Raw genomic sequence first — 13,509 nt, forward strand, 5'->3', positions numbered from 1 at the left:
ACCGGTGCCCACCTGGTCGAGTTGACATCATGGTGGCTGCGCTTCCCGAAAGGCCGGGTTACCTCCGCCACTATGGTGCTGTACTATCTCCAGTTAATATCGATTGCATCGACTTGAAAAACCATTCAGTTTGGTCGACGTTGCATACGAGCTTCGGTTCGCACGTCGGCCCGGGTCGGTCTTCGTGGGGAAGATGACTGGAGTCTCGCAGGTGCCCCGACCGCCGTGTCGGAGTTGGCGCCGGGGCCCCTTTCAATTCTGTTTTTCTCGCTAGAAAATATTTTATCTCCAACGGTTTAGATCGATTGACAAGTCCCCCTTCGGCGATGGTACATCTGCCTGGCGGAGTGGTTAACGCCACCTCGTCGCGGCCGGGAAACCGCGTGGTCTGGTTGACCTGAAGGGGGTTGCAATGATGCACGTAGAACACGACGCCAGTCTGATAAAAGACCTCTGTGGGGTGATCGAGCGGTACTCGACCCGTCGTCCCATGACCGAACTCGAGAACGAACGGGCCATCGATCTCGCCGCTGAGCGGGTCTGGGAGGCGCGCCGCGCCCGCGCTCAGGTGATCGCACCGCATCTGCTGGGCGAACCTGGCTGGGACATGATGATCGATCTGTTCATCGCCGAGCGACAGGGCCGGGTCAGTCTGGTCAAGTCAGTGTGCCTTGCTTCGGGCGTGCCGTACACTACGGCGTGGCGATGGCTTCGCGTGCTTGAGCGTGAAGGACTGGTTCGGCTGACCAGCGACAGCAAGGATCTGCGCCGAGTGGTCGTCCGCATTAGCGAGAGCGGATATGCCAAGATGTTCGACTATTTCCAGATGATGGTCCGGGACAACCGCTGCGCGGCCTAGTTCGGGTCCTGACTGACCATGGCGCCGGCCTCTGCGCTGGCGGGAACAGAGGGCGGGCTGGAATGCGGTCCGCCCTCTCTGGTGTGCTGGTCAGTCAACCATTTCCCAGGCCCGTTCGCCATGCGAGGTGAGGTCCAGCCCTTCGCGCTCGGCATCCTCGGACACGCGCATCGGCAGGATCAGGTTGAGACCCAGCGCGAGGATGACCGTCGCGATCGCCGAATAGGCCGCCACAGCGAGGACGCCGATCGCTTGCGCCACGATCTGGCTCGCCATGGTCATCCCCTCGGCATAGCCGGTGCCGCCAAACGCTGGCGAAAGGAACAGGCCGAGCAGGATCGACCCAGTCATCCCGCCCACGCCGTGAACCGCGAAGACGTCCAGCGAATCGTCGATCTGCAACCGGAACTTGATGAGGTGGATCATCGGATAGCAGATCGCCGCTGCCGCCGTGCCGAAGACGAAGGCTGCGCCGGGCGAGATGAACCCGGCGGCCGGAGTGACCGTCGCCAGCCCCGCGATCGCGCCGGTGGCGAAGCCGATCGACGTGGCCTTGCCGACATGCAGTCGCTCGATCGCAATCCACACCAGGGCGGCAACCGAAGCGGCTGCGTGGGTATTGATGATGGCCGCCGCCGCATCGTCGTTGGCCGCCAGGGCCGAACCGCCGTTGAAGCCGAACCAGCCCATCCATAACAGCGCCGCCCCGGCCATGGTCAGTGCCGGGCTATGCGGGAGCATCAGCGTCTTGGGAAAGCCGGACCGCCTGCCCAGCAGTGCCGCGATGACCAGCGCCGAGACCCCGGCCGTGGTATGAACCACGATCCCGCCGGCGAAGTCGAGCGCGCCCAGCTTGGTTGCGAGCCAGCCGCCGCCCCACAGCCAGTGGGCGCTGGGAGCATAGACCACCAGACCCCACAGCGCGCAGAACGCGACCACCCAGCCGAAGCGCGCACGATCGACCCAGGCGCCGACCATCAGCGCCGGGGTGATCGCCGCGAAGGTCATCTGGAACAGGGCGAAGGCGCTTTCCGGCACGGCATAGCCCGCGCGCACGTTGCCGAGGTTGTTGAGCATCATTGCGGCGTCCCCGCCGAGCCAGCCATTGCCAACCGGTCCGAAGGCCAGGGTATAGCCGGCGATGATCCACAGCGTGGAGCAGGCCGCGATGATCCCGCCGCACTGGACCATGACGGAAAGGAAGTTCTTGGCCCGTACCAGTCCGCCGTAAAACAAGGTCAGGCCGGGGGCGGCCATCAGCAGGACCAGGGCGGACGAGACGAGGATCCAGGCCGTATCGCCGGTATCGGCAACATCTACCGCACCCTCCTGGGCCTGGGCGGTGAGCGGGGCGAGCAGCAGCGCGGCCGCGGCGAGCCGCGCGGTCCATTTGGTCATCGGTTATCCCTCCAGGCGCCGGGTTTCCCGGTCGCGATCCGCGCGCGGCTTAGGAGCAAGCGGCGCCGGGTGCAAGGCACCGGGCCAGCACCATGACCGGGCGTCGCCTGGCCATGCTTCGGCACGAACATGCCTTGAAGCGGCTCGGTGCGCCGGGCTAAGGGGGCGGGATGACCGGTCGCTTACCCTCTCGCAAGCTCTTGATCGCGCTGGGCGCGATGCTGCTCGGCCTGGCTGCCGCGCCGGTGGCGGCCGAGGATCCCGGTGTGCCCTATTGGGCTTCGCTGCGGGCCAAGCAGGCCAACCTGCGCGTCGGTCCGGGTGAGGACTATCGGATCAGCTGGCGCTATCACCGCGAACACCTGCCGATGAAGGTGCTGCGGGTGATGGAGGGTTGGCGTCTGGTGCAGGATCCCGATGGCACGCGGGGCTGGATGCTGGCCCGTTTCCTCAAGCGCGACCGGGGGGCGATCGTCCGGGTACCCGCCGGGGCCGGGCCGGGCTGGCTTGCCGAGATGCGCGCCGCAGGCGATCCAGGGGCACGGCTGCTATGGCGGCTCCAGCCCGGCGTGACCGGCCGTCTCGGCGATTGCGCCAACGGCTGGTGCGAGTTCGAAACCGGCAGCCATCTGGGCTATGTTGAGGCCGCGGCGCTGTGGGGCGCGGGAGAGCCCTGAGATCCAGCCGCGCCGTCCACCTGCGCACAAGAACGTATTTAAATCGCTGGACAATGGCCGCGCGGTGTCAAGGGCCGGGCAGCCACCGATTCCGTGGGAAATTGCGCAGGAGAGGGTGCATATTGCGGCGCACACCACTTGCGCGCGACGCGGGGCCGGACTAGGGCGCCGGGATAGTTCAGCTAGGCGAGTCAGCCCCCTTGGTCGACCTGATCCAATACCTGCCGATCCTGATCTTTCTGGTCATTGCCCTGGCGCTCTCGGCTGCCTTCGTGTTTCTCCCTATGGGGGTGTCGCGGCTCACCGGGACGCACAATCCCAACGCCGAGAAGAACTCGGAGTACGAGTGCGGCTTCCCGGCGTTCGAGGATCCGCGCAGCCAGTTCGATGTGCGGTTCTACCTCGTCGCGATCCTGTTCATCATCTTCGACCTCGAGGCGGCCTTCCTGTTCCCTTGGGCGGTGAGCCTGAAGGACACCGGCTGGGCCGGCTGGCTGACCATGATGCTGTTCCTGTTCGAACTCGTGGTCGGGTTCGTCTACGCCTGGAAGAAGGGCGCTCTGGATTGGGAATGACCCTATGACTGCCGCGCTTTCCCCCGTTCCCGGCGCCGCTGGTGCCGTGGTTGCCCCTGATGCCGCCTTCTTCGACAGCCTCAACAGCGAGGTTTCGGACAAGGGGTTTCTCGTCACCTCGACCGAGGAGCTTTTCCAGTGGGCCCGCACCGGCTCGCTGTGGTGGATGACCTTCGGCCTTGCGTGCTGCGCGGTCGAGATGATCCATGTGAACATGCCGCGCTATGACATGGAGCGGTTCGGCGTCGCCCCGCGCGCCAGCCCGCGCCAGTCGGACGTGATGATCGTCGCCGGCACGCTGTGCAACAAGATGGCCCCCGCGCTGCGCAAGGTCTACGACCAGATGTCGGACCCCAAGTACGTGATCTCGATGGGCTCCTGCGCCAATGGCGGCGGCTATTATCATTACAGCTACAGCGTGGTGCGCGGCTGCGACCGGATCGTGCCCGTGGACATCTATGTCCCCGGGTGCCCGCCGACCGCCGAAGCGCTGCTGTACGGCGTGATGCAGCTGCAGCGGAAGATCCGCCGCGTGGGGACGATCGAGCGGTGATCAGGGCGCGTGGCCTTCGACAGGCTCAGGCTGAGCGGATGTCTTGCCTGAACCAGATCCAGAATCCGCTCGGGCTGAGCTTGTCGAAGCCCGCGCGCAAGCTTTGCCGGATGGGAGTCCAGGTGTGACCGTGCTTCATTCCGCCCCCCGGTTCGTGGCCGAGGACGGCCTGGTCGACCGCATCACCGCCGCCCTTGGCGCCCAGCTTGTCGCCGCGCGCGAGGAATACGGCGAGACCGTGCTCGACGTGCAGCGCGACGGCATTGTCGCCGCGCTGACCACGCTGCGCGACGCGTTCGCCTACCAGCAGCTGATGGAGATCGCTGGAGCCGACTATCCGGCCCGCGCCGAGCGGTTCGAGGTTGTCTACATGCTGCTGTCGGTGACGCGGAACCACCGCGTGATCGTCAAGGTGCGCGCTGCCGAGGACACCCCGGTGCCGAGTGTGACCGGGATCTGGCCGAATGCCGGCTGGCTCGAGCGCGAGGTGTTCGACATGTACGGCGTGATCTTCGCCGGCAACACCGACCTGCGCCGGATCCTGACCGACTACGGCTTCGAGGGGCATCCCTTCCGCAAGGACTTCCCGCTGACGGGCTATGTCGAGCTGCGCTACTCCGAGGAAGACAAGCGCGTGGTCTACGAGCCGGTCAAGCTGGCCCAGGACCTGCGCACCTTCGACTTCATGAGCCCGTGGGAAGGCACAGATTACGTGCTGCCCGGCGACGAGAAGGCGGCGACCCCGCCCGCCCCGGTCGCGCCGGCTCCGGTCCCGGCGGCCAAGGCCGAAGTCCCCAAAACCACCGACAAGCCGGCCGATACCGCCGCAGGCGACAAGGCCAGTGCCGAAGCTGCCAAGCCTGCGCGCGTGCGTAAGTCCAAGGCGGTCGAGGCTTCCGCGCCGACCGAGGCGCGCCCCGCACGCAAGCCGCGCGCCAAGAAGGCCGCTGGCGAAGGCGGCCAGGGTCCGGCGCCGGAGGGTAGCTGATCATGTCCATGCAACTCGAACAGTCGCCCACCACCGGCGACGAGGTCATCACCAACTACACGATCAACTTCGGGCCCCAGCACCCGGCAGCGCACGGCGTGCTGCGCATGGTGATGGAGCTGGACGGGGAGATCATCGAGCGGATCGATCCGCACGTCGGCCTGCTCCACCGCGGCACCGAGAAGCTGATCGAGCACAAGACCTATCTCCAGGCGCTGCCCTACTTCGACCGGCTCGACTACTGCTCGCCGCTGGCGATGGAGTACAGCTACGTGCTGGCGGTGGAGAAGCTGCTCAACGTCGAGGTCCCGCTGCGCGGGCAGTATCTGCGGGTGCTGTTCGCCGAGCTGACCCGCATCTGCAACCACATGCTCAACATCGGCTCGCACGTCATGGACGTCGGGGCGATGACGCCCAACCTGCTGCTGTTCGAGATCCGCGAGGACTGCCTCAACTTCTTCGAGCGGGCCAGCGGCGCGCGCATGCATGCGGCCTGGTACCGCCCGGGCGGCGTGGCCCGTGACGTGCCGGAGAAGCTGCTGGTGGATCTGGGCAACTGGATCGACGAACGGCTGTTCCCGCTGTTCGAGGACGCCATGAGCCTGGTTGTGGACAACCGCATCTTCAAGCAGCGTAACGTCGACATCGCCGTGGTCAGCCGCGAGGACGCGCTGGCCTGGGGCTTCTCAGGCCCGATGATCCGCGCCGCCGGTATTCCGTGGGACCTGCGCAAGAGCCAGCCCTACGACGTCTACGACCGGATGGACTTCGAGATCCCGGTCGGCACCAATTCGGACTGCTACGACCGCATGATGGTTCGCGTCGAGGAGGTCCGCCAGTCGGCCCGGATCATGCGCCAGTGTCTGGCGGAGATGCCGGGCGGCCCGGTGATCAGCACCGACCGCAAGGTGGCGCCGCCGCGCCGCGGCGAGATGAAGAGCTCGATGGAAGCCCTGATCCATCACTTCAAGCTCTACACCGAGGGCTTCCACGTGCCGGCGGGCGAGGTCTATGTCGCCACCGAGAGCCCCAAGGGCGAATTTGGCGTCTATCTGGTCAGCGACGGCAGCAACAAACCCTATCGCTGCAAGATCCGCCCGACCGCCTTCAGCCACCTGCAGGCGATGGACTTCATGTCGAAAGGCCACATGCTGCCCGACGCGACCGCCATCCTCGGCGCGATCGACGTGGTCTTCGGGGAGTGCGACCGGTGAGCAACCTTGCAACCGCCAAGGCCATGATCGCCGCCTACAACGCCCAGGACGTGGACACCTACGTGTCCTACATGACCGAGGATGCCTGCGAGGCGAACTATCGCGGTGATGTCGTGCGCGAGGGCAAGGAGGGCACCCGTTCGGGCCTCGCCGCCGCCTTCGCGCGCTGGCCGCAGAATCGTGCCGAGATCGTCGAGGCTCAGGCCATCGGCACCTACGTCGTGATGCGCGAGCACGTCACCCGCGGCCCCGCCACCGACGGATCGGCGCTGGTCGAGCCGTTCGACGTGGTGGCCGTCTATTCTTTCGAGGGCGACAAGTGCTCTCGCGTGGAGTTTATCCGGTGAAGTCCACATTCGATCTGATGCGCGTCTGGGCAGCGCTGACCGGCCTGGTCCTGGCCGCGTTCTACTTCGTGTCGCTGGGCCTCGGCGCCCGGCCGAGTGACCTGTTGCCGATGCTGATCGCCGCGATCGGCGGGTTCGAGCTGTCGCTCTATGCGCAGGATCTCTGGCTGAAGCGGAGGCGCCAGCATGGCTGACCGTCATATCGAACCCGACAGTCCCGAACTGCGCGCCCGCTGGGGCAACTGGGCCTGGACCCCGGACAACGCGGCCAAGGCGCAGGAGATCATCGCGCGCTATCCCGAAGGACGCCAGCGCTCGGCGGTGATGCCGCTGCTGGATCTGGCCCAACGCCAGGTCGGTGCCGAGACCAACACGCAGGGCTGGCTGCCGATTCCGGTGATGGAAAAGATCGCGGCGCAACTCGACATGCCAATCATTCGCGTGGTCGAGGTCGCGACCTTCTATACGATGTACAACCTCGTCCCCGTTGGGCGCTTTCACGTGCAGGTCTGCGGGACGACGCCGTGCATGCTGCGCGGCTCCGACGATCTGATCAAGGCCTGCCACCAGCGCGGGATGAAGCCGGGGCACACCACGGCCGACGGTCTCTGGACCTTCACCGAAGTCGAATGCATGGGCAACTGCGCCTCGGCGCCGATGGTCCAGATCAACGACGACAACTACGAGGACCTGACGGCCGAGCGGCTGAACACCGTTCTGGATGCGCTGGCGCGGGGCGAGCAGCCCAAGACCGGCACGCAGGAGCCGGGACGCCATACGGTCGAGCCGGTGGGTGCCCTGTCCTCGCTGACCGCGATGGTCTCCGAAAACCATGATTATCGGGGGGAGTGGTAAGTCATGGCTGCCGCCTTCTTGTTCCCTTGCACCACCCCCACTCAGCCAGAGCCGGTCGAAGGCCACGCGCTGCGTGTCGAGCTTGGTCATTCCGCCGCGCGTGGGCTTCGACAAGCTCAGCCTGAGCGGATCTTGTTTGCTGATGAAGGAGGTGAGGCATGAGCCTCGCTGACAAGGATCGCATCTTCACCAACCTCTATGGCTACCAGCCGTGGAGCCTGAAGGCCGCGATGGCGCGGGGCGATTGGGACAACACCAAGGCCCTGCTCGCCCGTGGGCAGGATGCGATCATCCAGGAAATCAAGGACTCCGGTCTGCGCGGGCGCGGCGGGGCGGGCTTCCCGACCGGCATGAAGTGGTCCTTCATGCCCAAGGAAAGCCGCGACGGCCGTCCCAGCTTCCTGGTGATCAACGCCGACGAATCCGAGCCGGGTTCGTGCAAGGACCGCGAGATCATCCGCCACGATCCGCACAAGCTGATCGAGGGCGCGCTGGTCGCCGGCTTCGCGATGCGCGCGCGGGCGGCCTACATCTACATCCGCGGCGAATACATCCGCGAGGCCGAGACGCTGTTTGCCGCCGTCGCCGAGGCCTATGACGCCGGGCTGCTCGGCAAGAACGCGGCCGGCTCGGGCTACGATTTCGACGTCTTCGTCCATCGCGGGGCCGGCGCGTATATCTGCGGCGAAGAGACCGCGATGATCGAAAGCCTCGAAGGCAAGAAGGGCCAGCCGCGTCTCAAGCCGCCGTTCCCGGCCGGGGCGGGGCTCTATGGCTGCCCGACCACGGTCAACAACGTCGAATCCATCGCGGTGGCGCCGACCATCCTGCGCCGTGGCGCGAGCTGGTTCTCCAGCTTCGGGCGTGACAACAACAAGGGCACCAAGCTCTTCCAGATCAGCGGGCACGTGAACAAGCCCTGCGTGGTTGAGGAGGAGATGAGCATCCCCTTCCACGAGCTGATCGAGAAGCATTGCGGCGGCATCCGCGGCGGACGCGACAACCTGCTGGCGGTGATCCCGGGCGGGTCCTCGGTCCCGCTCGTCCCGGCGGAGCAGATCTGGGACGCCCCGATGGACTTCGACGGGCTGCGCGCGCTCGGCTCGGGCCTGGGCACGGCAGCCGTCATCGTGATGGACAAGTCCACCGACATCGTGCGCGCGATCAGCCGCCTGTCCTACTTCTACAAGCACGAGTCCTGCGGCCAGTGCACGCCCTGCCGCGAAGGCACCGGCTGGATGTGGCGCGTCATGGAGCGCCTGCGCACCGGCGATGCCGCGGTCGAAGAAATCGACATGCTGCAGCAGGTGACCAAGCAGGTCGAAGGCCACACCATCTGCGCCCTGGGCGACGCGGCCGCCTGGCCGATCCAGGGCCTGATCCGCCATTTCCGTCCCGAGATCGAGCGACGGATCGCCGAGAACGCGCGGGAGGCAGCAGAGTGACCGTCAAAGTGATCGTCGTCCCGGCGCAGGCCGGGACCGCTGGCCTCATCGACGCCGGCGTTCAGTCCAGTCTCCAGCGGTCCCGGATCAAGTCCGGGACGACGAATGGGGTCCCAAATGCCTAAAGTCACTGTAGACGGCACCGAACTCGAAGTCCCGGCCGGCGCCACCGTGCTGCAGGCCTGCGAGCTTGCCGGCAAGGAAATCCCGCGCTTCTGCTATCACGAGCGCCTGTCGATCGCCGGCAACTGCCGGATGTGCCTGGTCGAGGTGAGCCCCGGGCCGCCAAAGCCGCAGGCGAGTTGCGCGCTGCCCGCCACCGAGGGTCAGGTCATCAAGACCGACAGCGAGATGGTGAAGAAGGCCCGCGAAGGGGTGATGGAGTTCCTCCTCATCAACCACCCGCTCGACTGCCCGATCTGCGACCAGGGTGGCGAGTGCGACCTGCAGGACCAGTCGGTCGCCTATGGCCGCGGGGCCTCGCGCTATGACGAGAACAAGCGGGCCGTGACCGACAAGTACATGGGTCCGCTGATCAAGACGACGATGACCCGGTGCATCCACTGCACCCGCTGCGTCCGCTTCAGCGAGGAAGTGGCTGGGGTGGACGAGATCGGCGCGCTCTATCGCGGCGAGAACATGCAGATCTCGACCTACCTCGAGCATGCCGCCAAGCACGAGCTGTCTGCCAACGTCATTGACCTGTGCCCGGTCGGCGCCCTGACCAGCCGGCCCTATGCCTTCGAGGCGCGCCCGTGGGAGCTCAAGAAGACTCTGTCGATCGACGTGTCCGACGCGATCGGCGCCAATGTTCGCGTCGATGCGCGCGGCCGCGAGGTGCTGCGCATTCTGCCACGCGTCAACGATGACGTGAACGAGGAGTGGCTGAGCGACAAGGGCCGCTTCCAGGTCGATGGGCTGACCAAGCGCCGGCTCGATCGGCCGTGGATCCGCCGCGACGGCAAGCTCACCCCGGCGACCTGGGCCGAAGCCTTCGCCGCGGTGGCCAGCATCAATCCCGGTTCGTCGATCGCGGCGGTGGCCGGTGATCTGGTCGACTGCGAGACGATGTTCGCCGCCAAGGCGCTGCTCGGCGCGCTGGGTTCCAGCCTGCTCGAAGGCCGCCAGACCGGGATGAGCTATCCGGCCGACAATCTCGCTGCGGTGAACTTCAACACGACTCTCGCCGGGATCGAAATCGCCGATGCGGTGCTGATCGTCGGCAGTCACATTCGCTGGGAAGCTGCGTTGCTCAACGCTCGCCTACGCAAGGCGGTGAAGCGCGGGGCCAGGGTGTTCGTGGTCGGGCCCGAGTATGACCTCACCTACAAGGCCGAGTTCCTCGGCGACGATGCCGCGCTGCTGGGTAAGCTGCCGGGGCATGTGAGCGAGGCGTTCGGCGCGGCCAAGCGTCCGGCGATTATCATCGGCGGCGCGGGCCTGGCCAAGGGCGCGCTCGGGCCGGCGCTGGCCCTGGCCGAGCAGTGGAACCTGGTGCGCACGCTGGACGACGGCACCGCCTGGAACGGCTTCAACGTGCTGCACATGGCGGCGAGCCGCATGGGCGGGCTGATGCTGGGCTATGCCCAGGCCGGCGGGATCGCCGATCTGGTCGCGGCTAAGCCCAAGCTGGTGCTGTCGCTCGGCGCCGACGAGGTCGATTACACCCGCTTCGCCGGCTCGATGGTGGTCTACATCGGCCACCATGGCGACAAGGGCGCCCATGCCGCTGACATCATCCTGCCCGGTTCGGCCTATACCGAGAAGGCCGGGACCTACGTCAACACCGAAGGCCGGGTGCAGTACGCCGAGAAGGCCGTGTTCGCGCCGGGCGATGCCCGCGAGGACTGGACGATCCTGCGCGCACTGGCCGATGCCTTCGGGGTTTCGGTCGGCTTCGACAGCTTCGAGGAGCTGCGTGCGGCGATGGTCGCGGCGGTCCCGGCGCTGGGCGTGGAAGGGTTGGCCGATTACGGTGCGCTACCGCAGGCGGACAAGAAGGCCACTGCGGAAGGTACGATCACCTATCCGATCAAGGACTTCTACCTGACCAACCCGATCGCCCGCGCCTCGGCGACGATGCAGCGTTGCTCGGCCGAGCTGCTTCACGGCGAAGACTTCGCGGAGGCCGCGGAATGACCGCCTTCTTCCAATCGGCCGGCCTCCCGTTCGAGGCCGCATGGCTGCTCGCCACGGTCGCGGGGATCCTGCTGATCGCCTTCCCGGTGATGCTCGCCGTGGCGATCGTGATCTATTTCGACCGCAAGATCTGGGCGGCCATGGCGCTGCGCAAGGGCCCCAACGTGGTCGGCCCCTTCGGCATCCTGCAAAGCTTCGCCGATGGCCTGAAGGTGTTCCTGCAGGAAACGATCATCCCCTCGGCGGCGAACAAGGGCCTGTTCCTGATCGCGCCGATCATCACCTTCACCGTGGCGCTGCTGGCCTGGGCGGTGATCCCGTTCAGCGCGACGGCGATCCTCTCGAACATCAATGTCGGGCTGCTGTACATCCTCGCGATCTCGTCGCTGGGGGTCTATGGCACGGTTATCGCCGGCTGGTCGTCGAACTCGAAATACCCGTTCTTCTCGGCGATGCGCGCCTCGGCGCAGATGATCTCCTATGAGGTCTCGATCGGCTTCATCCTGATCTGCGTGGTGCTGTGGGCCGGCTCATTCAACCTCGACACCATTGTCCAGGCGCAGAAGGGCCACGTCTTCGGGATCGTCAACGGCTTCGTGGCGAACCCGCTGCTGTTCCCGATGTGGGTGATGTTCCTGATCTCGGGCATGGCCGAGACCCAGCGTGCTCCGTTCGACCTGACAGAGGCCGAGTCCGAGCTCGTCGCCGGCTACCAGACCGAATACTCGTCAATGGCCTTCGCGCTCTACTGGCTGGGCGAATACGCCAACGTGCTGCTGATGTGCGCGCTCAACGCTGTGCTGTTCTGGGGCGGCTATCTGCCGCCGCTCGACATTCCGGTCTTGTATGCCGTCCCCGGCCTCGTCTGGATGCTCGGCAAGATCCTGTTCTTCTTCTTCATCTTCAGCTGGGTGAAGGCCACCGTGCCGCGCTACCGCTATGACCAGCTGATGCGGTTGGGCTGGAAGGTTTTCCTGCCCGTTTCGCTGGCGTGGGTCGTTATCGTCAGCGGCTACCTCATGATCACCGGACACTTCGCATGACCGTTGCCCAGCTCATCAAGAGCTTCACGCTCTGGGAATTCCTGAAGGCTCACCTGATCACCCTGAAGTACTTCTTCAAGGTGAAGGCGACCATCAACTATCCCTTCGAGAAGAACCCGCTGTCGCCCCGTTTCCGCGGCGAGCACGCGCTGCGTCGCTATCCCAGCGGCGAAGAGCGCTGCATCGCCTGCAAGCTGTGCGAGGCGGTGTGCCCGGCCCAGGCGATCACGATCGAGGCCGAGCCGCGCGATGATGGCAGCCGCCGCACCACGCGTTACGACATCGACATGACCAAGTGCATCTACTGCGGCTTCTGTCAGGAAGCCTGTCCGGTGGACGCCATCGTCGAAGGACCGAACCTCGAGTTCGCCACCGAAACGCGCGAAGAGCTGCTCTACGACAAGGCCAAGCTGCTCGCCAACGGGGACAAGTGGGAGCGCGCCCTGGCCGCGAACCTTGAAGCCGATGCACCGTACCGGTAGGGGGCCGCGCTCATGATTCAACTCATTGCCTTCTACCTGTTCGCGACGCTTGCCACTGCGGCGGGCGCACTGACGATCCTGGCGCGCAACCCGGTTCATTCGGTGCTGTGGCTGATTGTCGCCTTCTTCAACGCCGCTGGGCTGATGGTGCTGGTCGGGGCCGAGTTCATCGCCATGCTGCTGGTGATCGTCTATGTCGGCGCCGTGGCCGTGCTGTTCCTGTTCGTGGTCATGATGCTCGACATCGACTTCGCCGAGCTGCGCGCCGGTTTCATCCGCAACTTCCCCCTGGGCTTCGCGCTGGCGCTGGTCCTGCTGATGGAGCTGGTGCTCGGCGCTGGAGCCTACAAGGCCGGTGCGCTCAAGCTGGGCACGCCCGACGGTTCGGCCACCGCTGCCGCCGGAGCCAGCAACATCGAGGCGATCGGCGCGCTGCTTTACAGCCGTTACCTGTTCCTGTTCGAGGCAGCCGGCCTGGTCTTGCTGGTCGCCATGGTCGGAGCGATCGTGCTGACCCACCGCCAGCGCAGCGGGGTCCGCGGGCAGAACGTCGCCCGGCAGAACGCGCGCCGCCCGGACGAGGCGACGCACAACGTCTCGCCCGAGGTGGGTAAGGGAGTCACGCTGTGATCGGCATCGAACACTACGTCGTCGTCAGCTCGATCCTCTTCGTGCTGGGCGTGCTGGGGATATTCCTCAACCGCAAGAACGTGATCATCATCCTGATGGCGATCGAGCTGATCCTGCTGGCCGTGAACCTCAACCTGGTCGCCTTCTCGAGCTTCCTCGGCGACCTGACCGGGCAGATCTTCGCCATGTTCGTCCTGACCGTGGCGGCCGGCGAAGCCGCGGTGGGTCTGGCGATCCTGGTGATCTACTTCCGCGGCCGCGGCACCATCGCGGTTGACGATGTGAACCGGATGAAGGGGTAAGC

16 protein-coding genes are annotated in these 13,509 nt (G+C 65.9%); 15 read left to right on the forward strand and 1 reads right to left on the reverse strand.

Annotation, left to right across the window (positions count from 1 at the left end):
- Nucleotides 1-412: 412 nt before the first annotated feature.
- A complete protein-coding gene (locus tag H7F53_RS10665; protein WP_185679465.1) occupies nt 413-859 on the forward strand; it encodes a winged helix DNA-binding protein in 447 nt (148 codons plus the stop codon).
- A 90-nt stretch (nt 860-949) separates the two neighbouring features.
- Here the strand turns inward: H7F53_RS10665 and H7F53_RS10670 are convergent, their stop codons facing one another.
- A complete protein-coding gene (locus H7F53_RS10670) occupies nt 950-2,257 on the reverse strand; it encodes an ammonium transporter (protein ID WP_185679466.1) in 1,308 nt (435 codons plus the stop codon).
- 170 nt (nt 2,258-2,427) lie between these two features.
- On the opposite strand from H7F53_RS10670, the gene H7F53_RS10675 reads away from it, so the two are divergent.
- The 14 genes from H7F53_RS10675 to nuoK all read left to right on the forward strand — a co-directional run bounded on the left by H7F53_RS10675 (nt 2,428) and on the right by nuoK (nt 13,507).
- Nucleotides 2,428-2,934 (forward strand): SH3 domain-containing protein, encoded by a 507-nt coding sequence (locus H7F53_RS10675; protein ID WP_185679467.1) that lies wholly within the window; start codon nt 2,428-2,430, stop codon nt 2,932-2,934.
- Nucleotides 2,935-3,134: 200 nt separating this feature from the next.
- On the forward strand, nt 3,135-3,509 hold the full coding sequence (locus H7F53_RS10680; protein WP_185679468.1) for an NADH-quinone oxidoreductase subunit A: 375 nt from the start codon (nt 3,135-3,137) through the stop codon (nt 3,507-3,509).
- A 4-nt stretch (nt 3,510-3,513) separates the two neighbouring features.
- Entirely contained in the window at nt 3,514-4,062 is a 549-nt protein-coding gene (locus H7F53_RS10685) for a NuoB/complex I 20 kDa subunit family protein (protein ID WP_185679469.1), read from the forward strand.
- A 124-nt stretch (nt 4,063-4,186) separates the two neighbouring features.
- A complete protein-coding gene (locus tag H7F53_RS10690) occupies nt 4,187-5,050 on the forward strand; it encodes an NADH-quinone oxidoreductase subunit C (protein WP_185679470.1) in 864 nt (287 codons plus the stop codon).
- A 2-nt stretch (nt 5,051-5,052) separates the two neighbouring features.
- The gene (locus H7F53_RS10695; protein ID WP_185679471.1) at nt 5,053-6,264 is read left to right on the forward strand and encodes an NADH-quinone oxidoreductase subunit D; all 1,212 of its coding nucleotides are present in this window, start codon (nt 5,053-5,055) and stop codon (nt 6,262-6,264) included.
- Complete coding sequence (locus tag H7F53_RS10700; RefSeq protein ID WP_185679472.1) at nt 6,261-6,611, forward strand: nuclear transport factor 2 family protein; 351 nt, start codon at nt 6,261-6,263, stop codon at nt 6,609-6,611. The genes H7F53_RS10695 and H7F53_RS10700 overlap by 4 nt, the downstream gene beginning before the upstream one ends.
- Nucleotides 6,608-6,805: a hypothetical protein gene (locus tag H7F53_RS10705; protein ID WP_185679473.1), complete on the forward strand. Its 198-nt coding sequence runs from the start codon at nt 6,608-6,610 to the stop codon at nt 6,803-6,805. The genes H7F53_RS10700 and H7F53_RS10705 overlap by 4 nt, the downstream gene beginning before the upstream one ends.
- A complete protein-coding gene (locus H7F53_RS10710) occupies nt 6,798-7,466 on the forward strand; it encodes a complex I 24 kDa subunit family protein (protein WP_185679474.1) in 669 nt (222 codons plus the stop codon). Before H7F53_RS10705 ends, H7F53_RS10710 begins: the two co-directional genes overlap by 8 nt.
- Before the next feature lie 158 nt (nt 7,467-7,624).
- Nucleotides 7,625-8,911: an NADH-quinone oxidoreductase subunit NuoF gene (nuoF, locus tag H7F53_RS10715; protein WP_185679475.1), complete on the forward strand. Its 1,287-nt coding sequence runs from the start codon at nt 7,625-7,627 to the stop codon at nt 8,909-8,911.
- A 117-nt stretch (nt 8,912-9,028) separates the two neighbouring features.
- The gene (nuoG, locus tag H7F53_RS10720) at nt 9,029-11,050 is read left to right on the forward strand and encodes an NADH-quinone oxidoreductase subunit NuoG (protein ID WP_185679476.1); all 2,022 of its coding nucleotides are present in this window, start codon (nt 9,029-9,031) and stop codon (nt 11,048-11,050) included.
- Nucleotides 11,047-12,093: an NADH-quinone oxidoreductase subunit NuoH gene (gene nuoH / locus H7F53_RS10725; RefSeq protein ID WP_185679477.1), complete on the forward strand. Its 1,047-nt coding sequence runs from the start codon at nt 11,047-11,049 to the stop codon at nt 12,091-12,093. The genes nuoG and nuoH overlap by 4 nt, the downstream gene beginning before the upstream one ends.
- Nucleotides 12,090-12,575 carry an NADH-quinone oxidoreductase subunit NuoI gene (nuoI, locus tag H7F53_RS10730; protein ID WP_185679478.1) on the forward strand — a complete coding sequence of 162 codons (486 nt, stop codon included), beginning with the start codon at nt 12,090-12,092 and terminating at the stop codon, nt 12,573-12,575. The genes nuoH and nuoI overlap by 4 nt, the downstream gene beginning before the upstream one ends.
- 12 nt (nt 12,576-12,587) lie before the next feature.
- Nucleotides 12,588-13,205: an NADH-quinone oxidoreductase subunit J gene (locus H7F53_RS10735; protein ID WP_185679479.1), complete on the forward strand. Its 618-nt coding sequence runs from the start codon at nt 12,588-12,590 to the stop codon at nt 13,203-13,205.
- On the forward strand, nt 13,202-13,507 hold the full coding sequence (gene nuoK, locus H7F53_RS10740) for an NADH-quinone oxidoreductase subunit NuoK (protein ID WP_185679480.1): 306 nt from the start codon (nt 13,202-13,204) through the stop codon (nt 13,505-13,507). The genes H7F53_RS10735 and nuoK overlap by 4 nt, the downstream gene beginning before the upstream one ends.
- The last annotated feature ends 2 nt before the right edge of the window (nt 13,508-13,509 follow it).

Origin of the sequence: Novosphingobium piscinae, from assembly GCF_014230355.1 — a bacterium.
Classification (GTDB): domain Bacteria; phylum Pseudomonadota; class Alphaproteobacteria; order Sphingomonadales; family Sphingomonadaceae; genus Novosphingobium; species Novosphingobium piscinae.